Genomic DNA, 19,512 nt, shown 5'->3' with positions numbered 1-19,512 from the left:
TGATCTTTCTTAGTCTGCGAAGACAAGGGAGTCACCGTGGGCCTGCAGCTGGTTCAGCAGCAACTGGACAAAGTGCTGGTCGGTCGGTTCCTTCAGCGGCGCATAACTTCCCCAACTCGTCGGCCCGATCCGGCGGGTCGTGGTAAGTACGTCACACCGGTCGAACCACGACAGAATTCCGTGGAGCGGTTGGTGGATCTGCCGGGCGTCGACCGTCTCGCCATCCACGACAACGGTCTTGTTCTCGATGGCGAACGACTGGCCGGCCACGAGCCGGCGGACGGCGCCCAGCGGGTCAGTCGTGCCCGTTCGCTCGATGGCACGACGCACGGCGGACAGTCGCACATACAGCTGGCTTGTGTTGAACAAGGTCTGGGGCGGGTGTGGCGGCTGCCCTATCCGCAGGCACGGCTCTCCCGAGTGTCCGATCTCGTGGCAGATGGCACCACCGGCGTCGAAGCGTCGTGCGGCATCGGGTACGGGTTCGTCGACCGGGAGTCCGGCCTCGTCCATCGTCCACCCTGACAGGTCGCCGCGGATGGGTAACTCCCTGCCCCGACGCCGGATCGTGGCCGTATACCCCCACGGAATGCCGACCAGGACGCAGTCCACACCTGGATGGCGGGCCAAGTAGCCGATGGCGGCCGGGTTCAACCGGTAGGCCGCGTCATCGCCGTTGGCTGACGCGAGAAAGTCGATCCCGCGTTGCTCCCATGCGTCGAGCAGGCCCGCGAGAATGAAGCAAGACCACAGGTTCAGGGTGCCGCCCGGTTTCAGACAGGGGCGGCCGGCCGAATCCCTGAGCACCGCGTCGACCCATCGACGACGCGGGACGTCAGCGGCCAGGGACCGGTCGATGCGGTAGACGCCGTGTTGCGTGAAGATGCGCAGCGATTTTCGGAACGGCTCGTCCAACCTGTCCCGCCACTGACGAAGAGCGGTCTCACTCGTCGGCGAGGCCATCACCGCCACGGGCAGGCGATCTCGTTCTCCGTCAGCCCAGTACCGCAGGTTCGCCAGCCGAATGTCCAGACTGGAACACTGCCGCTCTGACACCAGGAAAGCGCGTCGCAGTGCTTTCTGGCGGGCCGGATCCGCTTCCGGAACGCCGTAGCCGCCGAATCGGCCGCCCGTACCGCCCGCCGGCACCAGTGCCGCGACGGTGCCGTCCGCGATGGCCCTGCGCCCCAGCTCCGCGTCGCGTCCGGTGTGCCTGACTGGCACGGTGACCGGCGCGGGTTCTGGCCTCGCGGCGCCGACGACCGTTGTTGTCGCGGTCAAGGCCGCGCTGATGGCTCTGTCGAACACATCGAACTCGAGGCCGTCGGCGTAACCGTTTTCGACGCCGAAGATCGGAGGAACCGCTGTCAAGATCTCGGCGACACAACGGTCGAGATCGACGCCCCGGGTCACGTCGCTGAGGTGACCGTCCGGGTGACGTGGCCGGACTCGTGGGTCCTGGAGGACGATGCGCTCGATCTCAGCGCGGGTCAGCCCCGCTCGGTCGAGTTCCTCGGTCAGCAGGTCGCCGCGGTCAGCCTGTTCTGGAACCAAGGCCCGCGTCTCGATGGCGCCGATGAGCAACCCGTCGCTGCAGTGGAGAAGGTTGTTGCGGGACGTCACCGGATCAGGCGATGCCAGCGGTAGCCGACCGTCGATGGCGTCACGGCGAATCGAGCCGGCCAGGCACCGCTCCGGCCGGCCGTCGGCACCGGCGATGGCCGACCTGACCGCGTCGATCTGTGCGCCGTGTCGCGCGATCCCAAGGTCAAGAACCCACGCCGCAGGCGCGAACAGATGGGCCAGCGCCGGAACGTGGCCGTTCATGAGGATGACCGGCTCCCCGCCGTAGAGTCGTTCATGGCGCAGCGCGAATGCTGTCATAGAGGACGCGATACGACTGATTCCTAGTGGAAGGGGGCCACGAAACCACCCGTAGGAGTCGGCGCCTTGGAGAACGAACGGCGCCACGGTTGCGCCGTACCGCGCGACCAAGGTGGCGCGGTGGATGGGATCTCGCCCAGTCTCCCATATCGCGGTCAGATCTCCAGCAGTCAGCCGATTCTCGCGGATAGCGGTCGAGGCGGGAATGACGAGATCGGGATCATAACGGCGACCGAAGATCTTTTTGAACTCGGCGGTGTCAAACCGGTGGGCGAGAAGATCCCATTGCGCGGGTGTCGTGGGTCGGTGGTCGAAGTAGCGAACGGCAAGCGGATACAGAGCCTGCACGATCGCGTCACCCGTGCCAACAATCCGGCGCAGCAGACGAACATGGACACCGAAGGCGGTGAGCCGTGCCATCAGGCATGCCAGCGCCTGTTCGTTCCGCAGATGCGGACCCTTGGTGACGACACAAAACCGTGCCCGTTGCTCGTCGGCCGGCGCCGCCTCACCCTCGAGCATTGACAGGGACGCATCGACTGCCGCTTCCAGAGCATCGCGGTCTGGCATCGCGCAGCTTCCGTTCGCCGCCCACCAGCGAGCCGCCTGGCGCACGTCCCCGATCACCAGGCCTCTGTCGATCACCTATATACCCCGTTCAGGGAATGCCGGCGGTATTCGTGGAGCACCAGTATCAACCAGGTTGGGCCAACCCGACAGAGTCAAGAGCTTCGACGGACCGCCCTCGTCACCGGCGACAACCAAGGAATCGGCTTCGCTCTCTAGAACCGGGCTGGCGGGCCACTCCGGGTTCATGACTCGGCGCGGCCCGCCAGTTCGAGGTAGAGGCCCGGGATCGTGTTCCAGCCCACGATGGTCGTGGTCGAGCCCGATGCGACCGCAACACCGTTGCCGACATCCCGGACCACGTAGTAGCACAGGATCCCGCGGACAGCGCGCACTTGGTACCCGAGTTCATGGTTGGCGTTTACCGGAATCGATGCCGAGACACAGGACCAGCTGCCGATCTGGCAGTACGCGTTGTTGACAGCCAGCGCCGGCGTCGCCATGAGTGTGGTTGCCAGCACGCCGATCGCAGCCGCGACCGCGAGTGCTTTTCTACGCATCATCCACCCCTCGCTCGTCGTTACGGCAACGCGATGTCGTCGTCGATCTTGAAGTATCCGCCGCAACCGCCGTACGCGGTGACGTCCAGGCGGTACCAGCTGTAAAGGCCGTAGACCGACCGAGCGCGGTCGTTGCCGCGCGGTAGTAGTCGACGACGTTCTGGTTGCGGACGTCGACCAGTCGATACTCGACCTCGCAGCCGAAATGCGCGTCGATCAGGATGTCGATGAAGTGGTAGGTCGCATCGCAAGCCCGACGCCGATTCGGCGGAGTCCCCGTACCACTTTTTGCATTGTTTCTCCCTGCGCGAGCGCGGATAAGATCGAGCTTCATCCTCCGGGCGGCACCCGCATGGCGTCATTGGCCAGGAGCGCACAGAGGTTGACTCCGAGCGCACCGCACACTTCACCGTGTGGCGTGCCGCTGCCGGTACTCACCCGGCGGGGTGCCGAACGCCCGCTTGAATGCGCGACTGAACGCCGCAGCGTCTCCGAACCCCCAGCGAGCGCCGATTGCCGCGACCGAACGGCGCCGGAAGGTGTCCTCACACAGCTCGCGCCGGCAACGCTCGAGCCGGCGTTGCCTGATCAGACCGGCGATCGTCCAACCCTGTTCACGGAACAGCATCTGCAGGTACCGCAGCGAGACCGACTGCGCCGCCGCGACGCCCTCCGGCGTCAAGCCCGGGTCGGTCAAGTGGTTCTCGATGAAGTCCAGGGCTTTGAGGTGGAGCAAGCGATGCTGTGCGTCTGACGCGGCATCGAACTGCGCCAGAACCGAGACCACCAGATCAACGAGAACCTGCGCCAGGCCCTTGGCGTCGTCCGGCGAGTACTGATCCGCCGACTCCATGATCTGCGCCGCCGTACCGACCAGCAAAGCCCCCCACCCACCACCAACGGGAAACCCCCGAGCCAGCCCCGGACGCAGCTGGGCATGACGCAACGGCAACTCGGTACGCAAGACCTGGATGATCAACTGCTGAACGGGCTCGCGGTCCGCCACCACAACAGGCAACGACGTATCGACCATCGCGAACTGACCCGGCCCGGCAGCGTGCTGCCCGCCGGCGTGGTCGACCGCCAACGGTTCCCCCGAAGGGACCGTCAGGTAGAACCAGCCGGGATCCGACCGGCGAATGCGCCTGGCTGACCGCTCGGCCCGCAACGGCGGATAGCTGATCTTCGACAGCCGCACACCCCCCGAGATCGAGCAACTCGACCGCAGCCGAGAAATCGTCCTCCGCGACCGTTGAGCCGATCAGAGCGGTCGCGGTCATCTCGTGCCACGTGGCAAGCCGAACGTCTTCTGGCACATCAGCGGTACTGAACCGAACTACGTGCATGACCTTCCCCCCAGCCCACGTGTCCTCCGCGAATGATCGATGTGCCACGGGTCCACGGGACAGCTCGCGCGCGACGGTTCCGCCAGGTCGGCGTTGCCGCTCATCGTCTTGGAGATCGCTTTATGACGGCTTTTCGGACGCCTGCGGAGAATGGACGTGCGCAGCCGGTGTAGCGAGCGCCATGTCGCGCAAGAGGCCGATGGTGCGCAGGCGTGGGGCGTGGACCACGGATCCGCGCTCCAGATCGGCCGCAATTGGTGAAGAATGGTGGAGGTCATGGGAATGGACGCGCGCCGTCTTCGGCGCGGTGAGTTGGGGCCGCTGGCAGACCTCATGGCGCAGGTCGGACTGGCCGGGCGGTTCAGTGGTGAGGCGACCATTTTCGGGTCGGATCCGGTCATCCGCTCGCCGCACCGACTCGCCGAGGCGTCCTGCACCGCCCACCTGTTGATCGCCGCCGCGGGCGCGGCGATCTGGGAGCACCGCGGCGGCGAGCCCACCGACATCTCGATGGACGTCGTCCACGGGCTGCATCATCTGCACCCGACCCACTTCGTCGAGCAGGCCGGCTACCCCAGCAATGTCGGAGCCGAGTTCGTGCAGGTCAACGGCGTCTTCCCGACCCGCGACGGCCACCATGTGATGCTCGAGGCCGGGCCGCCGTACCAGGAGCTGCTCAACGGCTATCTCAACTTCTTCGACTGCGGCAACAACAAGACGTCCTTCGCCCGCGAGGTCGCCACCTGGGCCGCGGACGATCTGGTGCAGGCGCTCTCGGACGCTGGACTTCCCGCCTGCCGGGCCCGGACCCGCGCGGAGTGGCTCGCCCACCCGCAGGGGCAGGCACTCGCGGCGGTGCCACAGATCGAGATCGTCAAGCTCGCCGACGGCGACCCGGTCCCCTTCGCGGAAAACCCGACCTCACCCCTGGATGGCGTACGGGTGCTCGACTTCACCCACGTGTTGGCGGGCCCCCGCAGTGCCCGGACGCTCGCGGAGTACGGCGCCGACGTGCTCCACATCAGCTCGCCGTGGTTCGCCGACTCGCTCGCGCAGCACCTCGGCGTCGACGCCGGCAAGTACGACGCGTACCTCGACCTGCGTTCCGACGACGACCTGGCGGCGATGCGCGGGCTCGCCGCGACGGCCGACGTGTTCGCCTGCACGTACCGCCCCGCGGTGATCGAGCGGTTCGGCCTGGAGCCGCAAGCACTGGCCGCCGCCAGCGAACGCGGGATGGTCTACATGTCCGCCAACGCCTACGGCCACGACGGCCCGTGGGCGCGCCGTCCCGGGTTCGACCAGAACGGGCAGGTGACCTCGGGGTTCGCGCTGGAGGAAGGCCAGGGCGGCCCGCCGAAGTTCTCGCCCGTCTTCTACGTGGCGGATCTGATCACCGGGTACTGCGCCGCCGCCGGAATGATGGCGGCCCTGCTACTGCGGGCAACGGAGGGCGGCTCGTACCAGGTGAAGCTGTCGTTGACCCGCAGTGTGATGTGGGTCCAGGAGCTCGGCCTGCTCGATGTCGCGACCCAGGACGAGGTCCCAGAAACCGACACCTACCCGGCGGAGACGCTCTCCGTCGACACCACCTATGGTGCCGTGACCTTCCTCGCTCCGGCGGTCACGTTCACCAACCTGACCCTGCCCGCTGCCGACCGCCTGGTGCCCTACGGCGCCGACCCGCCAGCATGGCCGTCGGACCACCTGGCCGAGGCGGTCGGTTCCTTCAGGTGATCGCGGAGCTACCTGAGCTGCCGACGAACGTGCACGGCCTCTCCACCTTCGTGGTGGTTGAACGGATACGCCCAGAGCGTACGGTCGTCGCCTCCGTAATGGTTGTAGGCGGCGTAGATCGTGCTGGGCGGGCAGATGGTGTCCCGCAACCCGACCCCGAAATGTGCCGGCGCCGTGGCCCGGCGGGCGAAGGCCACTCCATCCACGTAGGACAGAGTGTGCCGGGCGGCCTCTTCGGCCTCGCGATGCACGGCGAGGAACCTGACGATCTCCCCGTACGGCCCGGCGTCCGTGATGTCGATCGCACGCTGGATGTGGCACATGAGCGGTGCGGTCGTGAGCAGGGCGGCAAGGTCGGGCGCCAGACCGGCGACCGCGAGCGCGAGCCCTCCGCCCTGGCTGTTGCCGGTGACCGCCACGCGGCTGGCGTCGACGCCGGGCAGGGAGCGAACGGCCTCCACCGCCCGCACCCCGTCGGTTATCAGCCGGCGGTAGTAGTAGTCGCGCGGATCGAGCAGCCCTCGCGTCACCGGACCAGGACCGCCGAGCGCGTCGCCGTGCGGGTCGGGGGTGTCGCCTCCAGTGCCGTACTGGCCTCCCTGCCCCCGGGAGTCCATCAGCACGTGGGCGTACCCGGCCACGGGCCAGAGCAGCCGCTCGTGCGGCAGCCCTCGGCCGCGCCCGTAGCCAAGGAACTCCACGACCGCGGGGATCGGATCAGCCACCCCGGCCGGTCGGGTGTACCAGGCGCGAACCGGGTCACCGCCGTAGCCCGCGAACGTCAGGTCCCAGGAGTCCACGAGCGACAACTCGTGCTCGAATGGCCGAAGGTCGACCAGGACGGGCCAGGCCGCGGCAGCCTCCACGGTGGAGCGCCAGAAGGCGTCGAAGTCGGGTGGCTCGCGCACGTCCGGCGCGTAACGCTCCAGCTGGTCCAGGGGCAGGTCGAAGAGCGCCATCATCGCGCTCCCGGAGCCGCGGCCGTGCTCTCCCGGACGACCAGCTCCGTCACCAGGTCGATCCGGCTGGTGGCCGGCTCCTCGCCACGGGCCAGCTCGAGCAGCATCCGCGTAGCGGTTCCGGCCATCTCTCGCAGCGGCTGGTTGACGGTGGTCAGCGCCGGCCCGATCCACGTCGCCACCGGCAGGTTGTCGTACCCGACGACGGAGAGGTCACGGGGTACGTCCAGCCCGAGCTGGCGTGCGGCCCGCAGCACCCCCATGGCCTGGATGTCCGAACCGGCGAAGACGGCCGTCGGACGGTCAGGACGCCGGAGCAGCTCCAAGCCGTGGTCGTTGCCGCTGTACGCGGCGAAGTTGCCGTAGCGCACGAGCTCCGGATCGACGGCCACCCCGACCTCGTCGTGCGCCGAGCGGAACCCGGCGACCCGGGCCCGGCTGCAGAGCACGTCCTGCGGGCCGGAGATCACAGCGATCCGGCGGTGGCCGAGCTCCAGCAGGTGTCGGGCGGCGAGGAGCCCACCGTTCCAGTTGTTGGAGCCGACGGTCGGCACCGACGCGGAGGTCGCGCTGTCGGTGTCGATCACCACGAACGGGATCCGCCGCCGCTGAAGCTGCCGCTGCTGGGTCTGCGCGAGGTGGCAGAGCACGAGCAGCAGCCCGAGCGGCCGTCGGGACAGCAGACTGTCCAGCCATTGCGGCGAGGGGCTGTGCGCACCGTCGAGTTGGGACAGGACGATGTCGACCTTGGCGCTGGTCGCGACCGCCTCGACACCCTTGATGATCTCGATGGCCCAGGCCGCGTCGAGCTCGTGGAAGACCAGGTCGATCTGCCGCGGGGTGGTCGGCTGCCGGCTGGCTCTGCGCCGGTAGCGGTGGCGTTCCAGGCTCTCCTCGACCCGCGCACGCGTCTCGGGTGCGACGTCCACACGCCCGTTGAGAACCTTGGACACGGTCGTGACCGAGACGCCGACCTCATCGGCGATCATCGCGATCGTGGCGGAACCGGGCTCGGTGACCCGACGGGGAACGGCCATCGAAACTCACCAGCACCTCTCGGAAGTTTCGGCAGCCTCTGCCATAGCCGGCCCGTCCCTGGACAGCGTCGCCAAGACCGCGGACACCGAGGTCCAAGCATGTCCCGCCCGACAATAGTCAACTTGAGCATTGAAATCGATACTCTTGACATCGATCGGCGCCGAAGCCTAAGTTGCCGCCAGATGTATCGGGGTTGTTACGAAACTTTCGAGCGCTCACTTCCTCGGCAGGACGGCGCGAGAAGGAAGGTGGCTCATGAGTGCCCCGCGGATTCTGGATCCACCACCGACGACCTTCGCCGACCCGCCGCTGCCGCCGGCCGGCCGCACGGTCCGGAAAGGACGCCGGAGCTGGCGGCGGGCGATCCGCAAGGACTGGCAGCTCTACTCGCTCGCGATCCTCCCGCTGCTGTTCTTCGTGATCTTCCGGTACCTGCCGATGATCGGAAACGTCATCGCGTTCCGACGGTTCCGCCCGGGCGGAGGCATCTTCGGCGAATACTGGGTCGGCCTGCGCTACGTGAAGATGTTCCTGGGCGACCCGACGTTCTGGAGCGTCTTCAACAACACGCTGATCCTCGGCGGGCTGACGCTGCTGGTCTGCTTCCCGCTGCCGATCGTGCTGGCGCTGCTGCTCAACGAGGTCCGCACCCGCTCACTCAAGCGGTTCGTCCAGTCGGTGTCGTACCTGCCGCACTTTCTCTCGATCGTGATCGTCGCGGGCATGATCATGCAGATGCTGTCCATCGACGGCGTCATCAACCAGCTGGTCAGCGCGGTCGGCGGTGAACCCTCCGCGTTCCTCCAGCGACCCGAGTGGTTCCGCGCCATCTACGTCTCGTCCGAGGCGTGGCAGACCGTCGGCTGGGGCACCATCCTCTACCTCGCCGCGCTGACGACCATCGACCAGGATCTGTACGAGGCGGCACGGATCGACGGCGCGAGCCGGTGGCGACAGACGTGGCACGTGACGCTTCCCGGCATCCGCCCCACGATGGTGACGCTGCTGATCCTCAACATCGGCACGTTCATGGCGGTCGGCTTCGAGAAGATCCTGCTGATCTACAACCCGCTGACCTACGAGACCGCCGACGTCATCTCGACCTACGTGTACCGCGTCGGCATCGTCTCCGGCAACCTCAGCTACGCGGCGGCGATCGGGCTCTTCGAGTCCATCATCGGGCTGACCCTCGTGCTCTCCGCGAACCTGATCTCCCGTCGCACGGTCGGGACGAGCCTGTGGTGACCGGCATCCGGCCCACCCGGGGTTACCGCGCTTTCGTGGTGGTCAATGCGATCATCCTGACCGGCGTCGTGCTGGTCACGCTCTATCCGTTCGTCAACATCGTGGCGCGGTCGATGAGCGACCAGGCGTACATCATCTCGGGCCAGGTGAACCTGCTCCCGAAGGGCTTCAACCTCCAGGCGTACGGACACGTGACCTCCGACCCGATGTTCTGGCGGAACTACGGGAACACCGTGTTCTACACCATCGTCGCGACCGGCGTCGCTCTGGTCCTCACGACGACCTACGCCTACGTGCTGTCGAAGAAGCACCTCAAGGGCCGCACGTTCCTCGTCGCCGTCGCGGTCTTCACGATGTTCTTCAACGGCGGCCTGATTCCCAACTACATCCTGGTGACCAACCTGGGCCTGAAGAACTCGGTGTGGGCCATCGCCCTGCCGAACGCCATCAGCGTCTTCAACCTCCTGGTCATGAAGGCGTTCTTCGAGAGCCTCCCCGCCGAGCTGGAGGAGGCCGCCGCGGTCGACGGTCTCAACACGTACGGCGTCCTGCTGCGCATCGTGCTGCCACTGTCGAAGGCGATCGTCGCCACGATGGTGCTCTTCTATGCCGTCTCTTTCTGGAACTCGTGGTTCTCCGCGTTCCTCTACATGGACCGGCAGGAGCTCTTCCCGGTGACGGTCTACCTGCGCAACCTCATCGCCGGGTCGACCGGTGCCGAGATGTCGGGCGCCATCGCGGAGTCGGACGAGGCACAGGTCGACGCCACCATCAAGTCCGTGACCATCGTGCTCACCACTCTGCCCATCCTGACCATCTATCCCTTCATCCAACGGTACTTCGTCTCCGGCATCACGCTCGGCGCGGTGAAGGGATAGCCCCGAACCCCCGTGGCGCAACGGAAACCCCCATCATCCAGAAAGGACGGTGTTATGTTCCTACGATCCCGCCGCCGCGCGGTGGTCGCCGCTACCAGCGCGCTCGCTGTCATGCTGGGTCTGGTCGCCTGCAGTGGTGACGACAGCGACCCCACCGAGGAGATTTCCGCCAACCGGGCCGGCGCCATGGAAAGCTACAAGGTCGGCGACCAGTTCAAGGCCACCGAGCCGGTCTCCTTCTCGACACTTCTCCTCAACAACGCGAACTACCCAGCGAAGAAGGACTGGCTTTTCTGGGACGAGCTGAAGAAGCGCACGAACGTCACCCTCGAGCAGGTCGAGGTGCCCGGGAGCGACTACAACCAGAAACGCAGCGTGTTGATCAGTGCCGGCGACGCTCCGCTGATCATTCCGAAGACGTACCACCCGGACGAGAACGCGTTCGTCTCCTCCGGCGCCATCCTGCCGGTCAGCGACTACATCGATCTCATGCCCAACTTCAAGGACAAGATGGAGAAGTGGAGCCTCGGGCCCGAGATCGACGCGATCCGGCAGTCGGACGGCAAGTACTACCTGCTGCCTGGCCTGCACGAGAAGGCGTGGCAGGACTACTCGCTGGTCGTCCGCACCGACGTCCTCCAGGAGCTGGGCCTGTCGGAGCCGAAGACCTGGGACGACGTCTACGCGATGCTCAAGGCGATGAAGGCGAAGTACCCGAACCTCTACCCCATGACCGACCGCTACAGCCAGCCGAAGCCGACCGGCAACCTCTGGAACATCCTCGGCTCCTCCTACGGTGCTCCCGGCGGCTGGGGATTCAACCACGCCATCTGGGATGCCAGCGCCGGCAAGTACGTCTACACCGCGGCAAGCGACAACTGGAAGGAATGGGTCACCTTCCTCAACAAGCTCGTCTCGGAGAAGCTGCTAGACCCCGAAAGCTTCACCCAGACCGACGACCAGGCGCGTTCGAAGATCGCCACGGACAAGTCCTTCGTGATCACCGGTAACGCCCAGGCCCTCGTGAACGACTACCGGCCGGACCTGGCGAAGAATCCGAAGGCCCAGATGAAGAAGATCCCGCTGCCGATCGGGCCGGCTGGTGAGGTGAACCCCTCCAGCCGCCTGGAGAACGGCGTGATGATCTCGACGAAGGCCAAGGACAACAAGAACTTCGTGGCGATGATGCAGTTCATCGACTGGCTGTTCTACTCGGACACCGGTCAGGAGTTCGCGAAGCTCGGTGTCGAGGGCACGACCTTCACCAAGGACGCCTCGGGCAAGGCGCAGATCGTCGACGACATCAACGTCGCCGGCCTGCACCCCAAGGCGACCAAGCACCTGCAGAAGGACTTCGGCTTCTACAACGGCGTCTTCGCCTACGGCGGCAACCCCGAGCTGGTGCAGGCCTTCTTCTCGCCCGAGGAACAGGAGTACCAGAAGGTCCTGAACGCTCGGCCCCGAGCCCCGTGGGTCGTCCCGCCGCCGGCACCGTTCACCGACGAGGAGCGCGAGCAGGCGACCCTCTGGGAGACCACGCTGCGGGATTACGTCGACCAGCAGACGCTCCGTTTCATCCTCGGCCAGCGCCCCCTCACCGACTGGGACGCGTACCTGGGCGAGTTGAGGTCCAAGAACATGGACCAGTACATGGAACTGCAGCAGAAGGCCTACGACCGGTACAAGAAGGAGCACGGCTGAGATGAGCGTCCGGCCGCGCCCGTCAAACCGGGCGCGGCCGGGCTACCCCCGCGCAGGAAAGGACCCTGAATGACCGAGCTCGCCAGCCAGAGCCGCAGGTTCGGCACCGGACCCCTCTCCCAGGTCGCGTCGCTGGTCTACACGCTGCTCGCCGTCGAGCTGCTGCTTCTGCTCACCGCGTTGCCCGGCCTCGTACCGCTCCTGCTGCTGCGCGCCGACGGCAGCAACGTCCCGCTCGCCGCCGCGTGCGCCCTGCCGCTGGGTCCTGCCGTCTCCGCCGCCCTGTACGCGCTGCGCCACCGCCGTGACGACATCACCGACCTGCGTCCCGCGGCGGCGTTCTGGCGCGGCTACCGGCTCAACTTCGCCGGCAGCCTCAAGGTCTGGCTTCCGGGCCTGGTGTGGCTCGCCGTCATCGGGCTCAACCTCACCAACTTCCGCGCGGCGAACGTGCCCGCCTGGTGGGCGGCGCTGCTCGTCGCCGTCGGCGTCGGGGTCACGCTCTGGCTGGCCAACGCTCTTGTGATCACGTCGCTGTTCGCTTTCCGCACGGTCGACGTCGCCCGGCTCGCGCTGCTGTTCCTGGCCCGCACACCCGGCGTCACGATCGGCACCGCCTGCCTGACGGGGCTGGCGATCCTCCTCACCGCCGTCACCTCCGAGGTCATCACCCTCCTGCTCGCCTCGGTCTTCGCGCTGGTGCTCCTGCTCACCGCCCGTCCGATGATCACGACGATCACGGCGGAGTTCACCGCATGAGAATTCCGTACGGTGGGGACTACAACCCCGAGCAATGGCCGGAGGAGGTCTGGAAGCAGGACCACCGGCTTTTCGACGCCGCCCGGATCGACACGGTCACCGTCGGCGTCTTCACCTGGGCACGGACCCAGCCGAGCGCGGACGAGTACGACTTCACCACCCTCGACCGGATCGTCGAGCGGGTAGCCGCGGAAGGGCGGCGCATCTGCCTGGCCACCGGCACCGGCGCGCTGCCGCCCTGGCTGGCGAAGGCACATCCAGAGGTCAACCGCACCGACTTCGAGGGACGACGCCACCGGTACGGGCAGCGCCACAACGCCTGCCCCAGCTCACCGGTCTTCCGCCAGCTCTCCACCGAGATGGCACGCCAGGTCGCACGGCGGTATGCGGGAAACCCCGCGATCATCGCGTGGCACGTGGGCAACGAGTACGGCGGTGCCTGCTACTGCGACCTCTGCGCCGCCGCCTTCCGCGACTGGCTCGGCGCGCGGTATTCCACTCTGGAGCGCCTGAACGCGGCGTGGAACACCACGTTCTGGTCACACACGTTCACCGGCTGGGACGAGATAGAGCCGCCGTCGGCGCTCACCGAGCACTGGCGCGGCCCGGACCACACCGCTTTCCAGGGCATCACGCTCGACTACCTGCGTTTCATGTCGGATGCCATGCTCGCCAACTTCCGGGACGAGAAGGCGGCGATTCGGGAGGCCGACCCGACCACTCCGGTCACCACCAACTTCATGGGAATGTACCGGCCGATCGACTACCACCGCTGGGCGGCGCACCTCGACTTCGCCTCGTGGGACAACTATCCGCCGGACGACACGTCGCAGGCGCGGATGGCGTTCACCCACGACCTGATGCGCGGACTCAAGGACGGCCAGCCGTTCTGGCTGATGGAGCAGACACCGAGCTACACCGCGTCCCGCGACGTCAACCCGCTCAAGCGCCCGGGCCTGATGCGCCTGTGGAGCTGGCAGGCGGTGGCGCACGGGGCGGACGCGGTGCTCTTCTTCCAGCTGCGCGCCTCCCGAGGTGCCTGCGAGAAATACCACGGAGCGGTGGTCGGCCACGCCGGACGCTCAGACACCCGGGTCTTCCGCGAGGTCGCCGAACTCGGCGCGGAGCTCGAAAAGCTCGGCGGAGTCACGCTCGGAGCGCGTACCCCGGCGAAGGTCGCGGTTCTGTTCGACTGGGACAGCTGGTGGGCGCTGGAGATTTCCGACGGGCCGTCCCGGCTGGTCCGCTACCAGCAGGTCGTGCTCGCTTACCACCGGGCGCTGTGGGACGCCGGCGCCGACATCGACGTGGTGCCGGTCGACGCGGACCTCTCCCGCTACGACGTCGTTTTCGCCCCGGCGCTGCACATGGTCAAGGGCGACCTGGCGGAGCGGCTCGAGGAGGTCGCCGGCCGGGGCGGGTCGGTGGTGACGACCTTCCTCTCCGGACGGGTGGACGAGGACGACAACGCCTTCCTCACGGACGTGCCCGGCCCGCTCGGCCCGCTGATGGGCATCCGCGTCGACGAGTGGGACGCGCGCGGCCCCGAGTTCGTCAACCCGGTGCGGCTCGACAACGGACCCGTCGTCGACGCGCGGCTGCTCTTCGAGCTGGTGATCCCGCAGGGCGCCGACGTGCTCGGCACCTACGAGGCGGACTTCTACACGGGCACGCCGGCCGTGACGCGCAACGCCTTCGGCCAGGGGTACGGCTGGTACGTGGCCGCCGGGCTGGACGAGGTCGGCGTCGGCTGGGTGGTCCGGCAGGTGCTCGACCGACACAACCTCGGCGGCCCGTACCCGGACGTGCCCGACCTGGAGACCGCCCTACGGGTCACCCGGGACGGAACCCGGCTGCTCTTCGTGCTCAACCACCGCTCCGACCCGGTCGAGGTGATCGCGCGGGCCGGCGGAGTCGACCTGCTCACCGGCACCCACGTGCACATCGGGCAGCCAACTCGGCTGGACGCGCGTGGCGTGATGGTGCTCCGTCAGCCGTAGATGTGCCGGCCCTCGGTGTCCGGCACTCCGGACTTGCGGAGGAAGTACGTGTTGATCTGGTCACGCCACTGCGCCGCCGAACGGACCTGCTCGTCGAGGCGTTCGCGGACCCGTTCGTCGAGGTCCGGCGCGACCTGCCCGGCGAGCCGCTCCCACGCCGCGCGCATCGCCACCGCCCGCTCGGCGCCCGCGATGTGCGTGTCGTAGATGTGCTGGATCACGGTGGAGCCGCTGCGCAGGACGTGGCCGTACGGCACGTGGTGGAAGAAGAGGAGCAGCTCGTCCGGGCAGCGATCGAGCGACTCGAACACCTGCGACCACGGCTGCGGGTACTGTCCGGCGAAGCCGGTGCCCGTGGCGCGGGTGCGGTCGACACCGATGCCGTCCCGGTCGGCGAAGTGGTAGGTGCCCCACGGCGAGTACTCGTACCCGTCCACGTCCGGGCCGTAGTGGTGACCCGGAGACACCATCCACCCCACGCCGAGCGGAGCCGTGTACGACTCGTACACCTGCCACGAGTCGTCGAGGATCTCATGCAGCGCCGCCCGGTCCACGGCCGGGCCGAAGGTGAGGTCGATCCACTCGTCCAGGATGCGCAGGGGGTCCGCCGCCGGATCCCAGGCGAGGCGGCCGAACGCGTAGAGGTTCGACTGGGCCAGTGGATGGCCCGTCCAGAATGGATCCGCGCCGACGTTGGAGACGCCGACGAGCTCGTCGGCCAGGGTGGCGACGTCCGCCTCACCGGCCAGCGGGAACCGCAGGACTTCGCTCCACATCGGACCGAGATAGCAGGCGTGCCGCTGCTGGCCGGTGTATTCCTGGGTCACCTGGAGCTCGACCGCCACGCTGGTGGCCGGCATCGCGGCGATGACCGGCGAGACCGGCTCGCGCGCCTGGAAGTCCATCGGGCCGTGCTTCACCTGGAGGACCACGTTGTCCCGGAACTGGCCGTCGAGCGGTGCGAAGGTCTCGTACGCCGCGCGCGCCCGATCCGTCGAGCGGTCCCGCCAGTCCTGGCGGTGGTTGTAGACGAAGGCCCGCCAATGCACCACACCGCCGAACGGGGCCAACGCACCGGCGAGCATGTTCGCACCGTCGACGTGGCTGCGCCCGTACCCGAACGGGCCAGGTTGCCCTTCGGAGTCCGCCTTGACCACGTAGCCGCCGAAGTCGGGGATCGTCTCGTACACCTCGCAGGTCGTCCCTGCCCACCAGTCGCGCACCTTCCCGTCGAGCGGATCCGCCGTGGCCAGCCCACCGAGCGTGACCGGCGCCGCGAAGCTGACCGAGAGGTGGACGCGGATGCCGTACGGCCGCATGGCGGCCGCGACCGCGGCCACCTCACCGAGCCGGTCGGTGAGCAGGTGCGCCTCGGTCCGGTGCACGTTGACGTTGTTGATCGCGACCGCGTTGATCCCGACGGAGGCCAGCAGCCGCGCGTACGACCGGACCCGGGCCAGGTCGCGCGGGACGCCGTTGTGCCAGAAGAGCGAACCTCCGGCGTAGCCGCGCTCCACCTGCCCCATCACGGGGTGGACGTCGACGTTGTCCCAGTGGTCGAGCATCCTCCGCCGCATCGCCGGCGCGTACCGCCGCTGCGCCCACTCGCCGGTGAACGCCGCTTCACCCATCCGTACGACCTCGAAGAACCCGTACAACAGACCAGCCTGGCCACCCGCCCGCACCACCGTGACACCCTCGCGGCGGGTGATGGCGAAGCCCTCTTCTCCGAGCGAGCCGGTCAGCGCCAGCACCAGGTCCGCGGGCTCCGCGAGGGTGGCCCCGGCGCCGACCAGCTCGGCACGCACGGTCTCGACGAGGGGGCCGTCTCCGTCCACCCGCACCCGCCGGAGACCGATCGCCCGGAACGCCGCCTCCGGCAGCCAGGCCGGATGTACATCGTCGACGATCACGGTGCGCCTCCCAGATCAGATGTCCACTAAATTAGCGGTGAGCTACGCCGACGCGTGAGTATTCGATACCAGGGCCGGTGAGTGCCGCGGCGCATGAGGCGTACCGCGGCAGCGTGGCGTAATGGCCGCATGCCAACCCCTTCTGTCACGCGAACGGCATACGTCACGGCCTGTGCCGCATACCTGCCAGGCAACCCGCTGGACAACAACGAGATCGCCGTACGGCTCGGCGCCGCGGCAACCACCGGCTCTGCCGCGGCCATGCGTGCCCGGATCCTTGCCGCCAACGGCATCCGCACCCGGCATTTCGCTCTCGACTCGGCCGGCCAGCCGACGATGCTCAACGAGGAGCTCGCCGCCGAGGCGGTCGGTCGGACCATAAAGGACCGCGGGCTGACCGTCTCCGACATCGGCTTGCTGGCGACCGGAACCAGCCAAGGCGACCTCCTGGTTCCCGGTTTCGCGTCGATGGTGCACGGGCGGGTCGGTGGTGGGTCGATGGAGCTGCTGTCCGCCGGCGGGGTCTGTGCCTCCGGAATGGCGGCCCTGAACGCGGCGGTCCGTGCGGTCCGGCTGGGCGAACACGACGCGGCGGTCGCGGCCGGCAGCGAGCTGGTCAGCCGGGCGCTGCGGCAGAGCCGATACGCCGACCGGCCGGCGTTCGACGCGGAGTTCCTGCGCTGGACGCTCTCCGACGGCGCCGGCGCGGTGCTCGTCGAGCCGCGGCCCCGCCCCGACCGTCCGTCGTTGCGCGTGGACTGGGTACGGCTTGTCTCCCATGCGCACGAGCATCCGGTGTGCATGGTGGCCGGGGCGGCCGGCGACGGCCCCAGCACGGGCAACACGTGGTGGGACCAGCCGACCGCCGCGACGGCCGACGCGGCCGGGATGCTTCGGCTGCGCCAGGACGTACGCCTGCTGCCGCGGTTGTTCCCAGCCGGACTGACCGAGTTCGCGGCGCTGGTCGAGAGCGGCCAGCTGGACCCGGCCGGCATCGACCATGTGCTGTGCCACTTCAGCGCCGAACACTTCCGTGGCCGGATCTTCGATCTGCTCCGCGGTGCCGGGATGATGATCGACGAGTCACGCTGGTTCAGCAACCTGGCCAGTGCCGGCAACACCGGTGCGGCCAGCATTTACGTCGCTCTCGCGGAGTGCTGGGAGTCCGGTCGGTTCAAGCCTGGCGAGCGGGTCCTGCTCATCGTGCCGGAGTCCGGCCGCTTCTCGTTCGCGTTCGCGCAGCTGACCTGCGTCGCACCGGAGACAACCGACTCGACGCTTCCGAGACCAGCGGCGGCCTCGCCGCGGTCACCCGTCGCTTCCGCCGAGACCGCGCTGCTCGGCGAGTTGGCCCAGGTATGGGCGGACTTCGAACGCGCACTGCACGACGTACCCATCGTGGCCAGAATCGAGTCGGGCAACGCCACCCTCGAGGATTACCGCAAGCTGTTGGTCCACCTACGCCAGCAGGTGATCGAGGGCGGCCGGTGGATCTCTCGCGCCGCGTCGAACTTCTCCGCGCCCTGGTTCGAGCTGCGCTCAGCCGCCATCCGGCACGCGGCCGAGGAGCACCGGGACTTTCTGCTGCTGGAGCAGGACTTCGTCGCCTGCGGCGGAGAGCTGGAGCGGATCCGGTCGGCGCCGAAGAACGTCGGGTCCGAGGCGCTCTCGGCGTACATGTTCCAGCAGGCCAGCCTCCCCGACCCGGTCGACCTGCTGGGCGCGATGTTCGTCATCGAAGGCCTCGGCTCCCGCAAGGCGACCGGCTGGGCGCAACGGCTGCGCGACGATCTGGGGCTACGCGAGGACCAGACGAGGTTCCTGACCTACCACGGCGCAGCCGACGACGAGCACATAGCGATGCTGCACGAAGCGCTGCGGCTGGCCGCGGCCGACCCGACAGCACGTGCCGCGATCGTGCGGACCGCCCGTGTCGTGGCCCGGCTCTACGCCTTCCAGCTCGCGGAGATCGACCATGACTGACCCCGAGCGGATGGTGTGGGACACCGTCCTCGCCGACCCGACGGTGCCGCTCGACCCGGCGACGCTGCGGCTGGTCGTCGCGGATCAGCAACGGTGGTCACGTCGGTGGCTCTATCCATGGGTACGGGTGGCCTCGCGAATCGCGGTCGCCGGCGTCGGGCTCATCCGATGGCTGGTGCCGGTCCGGCTGTCGGCGCACGGCCTGATGGACGCGCTGTGCGTGTGGTTCCTACGCCGGTTCGTCGACCCGGGCGCGGTGACGCTGCTGGTCCGGCACTTCGTGGTGGAGACGAACCTGTTGAACTTCGTGCTCCGCAACACCTTCCCGCGCGGCCACGACCTGGTCACCCTGCGCCCGACGACGCTGGCGGGCCTCGGCGACCGAGCGGTGATCATCCATGACATCAACGTGTACGAGGTGTTGACCGCGCTGCGCGGCCAGCGCCTGGATCCCGTGGCGACGCTGGACTTCGACATGCTCGAGGTCCCAGCGATCGACCCCGAGCCGCACCGGCGGAGGCTGCTGCGGCTGGACATCCAAACCGCGCTGTGCCTGATGAACATCCCGTTCGCGATGTGCCTGACCTGGCCGGAGTACCGCCGTGCGGTCCACTCGATGCGCCTGGACACGTCGCTGCTCGCGGTCCTGGCCGCGCTGACCGGGGATCCGGTGTTCCACCGCTGGCGGCCCGCGGGTTCGGTGGTCCGGTTGGACACAACGTCCGACGTACCGCGGGCGGTGTACGAGCACGCACTAGCCTGCGAGTTCGCCCACGAAACCCTGCTCCGCATGAGAGCGGCCAAACGACTGCGGGCGGTGGTGGGCGCACAAGCGTCGATCTATTCGGTGAACAGCTCGACCGGGATGTCGCCGCGCGTGGAGCCGGAGTACAGGCAAACCTGATGGGTGCAGCTGCTGCGGTCACGCTTGAGCAAAGCCGG

The 19,512-nt window shown here is 68.0% G+C and carries 15 protein-coding genes; 8 read left to right on the top strand and 7 right to left on the bottom strand.

What is annotated here, in order from left to right; genetic code table 11:
• Positions 1-9: 9 nt before the first annotated feature.
• The 4 genes from CHC05_RS18765 to CHC05_RS18755 form a co-directional block, all read right to left on the bottom strand.
• Positions 10-2,529, bottom strand: a complete 2,520-nt coding sequence (locus CHC05_RS18765; protein ID WP_144022662.1) for a hypothetical protein — start codon at positions 2,527-2,529, stop codon at positions 10-12.
• Between the two features lie 167 nt (positions 2,530-2,696).
• The gene (locus CHC05_RS18760; protein ID WP_179266257.1) at positions 2,697-2,972 is read right to left on the bottom strand and encodes a hypothetical protein; all 276 of its coding nucleotides are present in this window, start codon (positions 2,970-2,972) and stop codon (positions 2,697-2,699) included.
• A gap of 31 nt (positions 2,973-3,003) precedes the next feature.
• Positions 3,004-3,345, bottom strand: coding sequence for a hypothetical protein (locus tag CHC05_RS40800; RefSeq protein ID WP_144022660.1), 342 nt, complete (start codon positions 3,343-3,345; stop codon positions 3,004-3,006).
• A 72-nt stretch (positions 3,346-3,417) separates the two neighbouring features.
• Complete coding sequence (locus tag CHC05_RS18755; protein ID WP_089250567.1) at positions 3,418-4,209, bottom strand: helix-turn-helix domain-containing protein; 792 nt, start codon at positions 4,207-4,209, stop codon at positions 3,418-3,420.
• 424 nt (positions 4,210-4,633) lie between these two features.
• Between CHC05_RS18755 and CHC05_RS18750 the strand changes: the two genes are divergently transcribed.
• Positions 4,634-6,094, top strand: coding sequence for a CoA transferase (locus tag CHC05_RS18750; RefSeq protein WP_179266256.1), 1,461 nt, complete (start codon positions 4,634-4,636; stop codon positions 6,092-6,094).
• Positions 6,095-6,102: 8 nt separating this feature from the next.
• Here the strand turns inward: CHC05_RS18750 and CHC05_RS18745 are convergent, their stop codons facing one another.
• Entirely contained in the window at positions 6,103-7,053 is a 951-nt protein-coding gene (locus tag CHC05_RS18745; RefSeq protein ID WP_089251039.1) for an acetylxylan esterase, read from the bottom strand.
• Positions 7,053-8,090: a LacI family DNA-binding transcriptional regulator gene (locus tag CHC05_RS18740; RefSeq protein ID WP_089250563.1), complete on the bottom strand. Its 1,038-nt coding sequence runs from the start codon at positions 8,088-8,090 to the stop codon at positions 7,053-7,055. Before CHC05_RS18740 ends, CHC05_RS18745 begins: the two co-directional genes overlap by 1 nt.
• A 256-nt stretch (positions 8,091-8,346) precedes the next feature.
• Here CHC05_RS18740 and CHC05_RS18735 point away from each other — a divergent pair, with 256 nt between their 5' ends.
• The 5 genes from CHC05_RS18735 to CHC05_RS18715 all read left to right on the top strand — a co-directional run bounded on the left by CHC05_RS18735 (position 8,347) and on the right by CHC05_RS18715 (position 14,674).
• Positions 8,347-9,336 (top strand): ABC transporter permease, encoded by a 990-nt coding sequence (locus CHC05_RS18735; protein WP_089250561.1) that lies wholly within the window; start codon positions 8,347-8,349, stop codon positions 9,334-9,336.
• A complete protein-coding gene (locus tag CHC05_RS18730) occupies positions 9,333-10,214 on the top strand; it encodes a carbohydrate ABC transporter permease (RefSeq protein WP_245871030.1) in 882 nt (293 codons plus the stop codon). Before CHC05_RS18735 ends, CHC05_RS18730 begins: the two co-directional genes overlap by 4 nt.
• 54 nt (positions 10,215-10,268) lie before the next feature.
• Complete coding sequence (locus CHC05_RS18725; protein WP_089250557.1) at positions 10,269-11,915, top strand: ABC transporter substrate-binding protein; 1,647 nt, start codon at positions 10,269-10,271, stop codon at positions 11,913-11,915.
• Positions 11,916-11,984: 69 nt separating this feature from the next.
• A complete protein-coding gene (locus CHC05_RS18720) occupies positions 11,985-12,674 on the top strand; it encodes a DUF624 domain-containing protein (protein WP_089250555.1) in 690 nt (229 codons plus the stop codon).
• The gene (locus tag CHC05_RS18715) at positions 12,671-14,674 is read left to right on the top strand and encodes a beta-galactosidase (protein WP_089250553.1); all 2,004 of its coding nucleotides are present in this window, start codon (positions 12,671-12,673) and stop codon (positions 14,672-14,674) included. The genes CHC05_RS18720 and CHC05_RS18715 overlap by 4 nt, the downstream gene beginning before the upstream one ends.
• Here CHC05_RS18715 and CHC05_RS18710 read toward each other — a convergent pair.
• On the bottom strand, positions 14,665-16,587 hold the full coding sequence (locus CHC05_RS18710; protein ID WP_218824588.1) for an alpha-glucuronidase: 1,923 nt from the start codon (positions 16,585-16,587) through the stop codon (positions 14,665-14,667). The genes CHC05_RS18715 and CHC05_RS18710 overlap by 10 nt on opposite strands.
• Positions 16,588-16,716: 129 nt before the next feature.
• Between CHC05_RS18710 and CHC05_RS18705 the strand changes: the two genes are divergently transcribed.
• Positions 16,717-18,570, top strand: a complete 1,854-nt coding sequence (locus CHC05_RS18705; protein ID WP_089250551.1) for an iron-containing redox enzyme family protein — start codon at positions 16,717-16,719, stop codon at positions 18,568-18,570.
• The gene (locus CHC05_RS18700) at positions 18,563-19,474 is read left to right on the top strand and encodes a DUF6999 family protein (protein WP_179266255.1); all 912 of its coding nucleotides are present in this window, start codon (positions 18,563-18,565) and stop codon (positions 19,472-19,474) included. Before CHC05_RS18705 ends, CHC05_RS18700 begins: the two co-directional genes overlap by 8 nt.
• Positions 19,475-19,512 lie beyond the last annotated feature (38 nt).

Source organism: Asanoa hainanensis (assembly GCF_900188485.1).
In the GTDB taxonomy this organism is placed as follows: Bacteria; Actinomycetota; Actinomycetes; order Mycobacteriales; family Micromonosporaceae; genus Asanoa; species Asanoa hainanensis.
The sequence above is the reverse complement of the archived record's forward strand: the minus strand, read 5'-3'. Positions and strand labels throughout refer to the sequence as shown.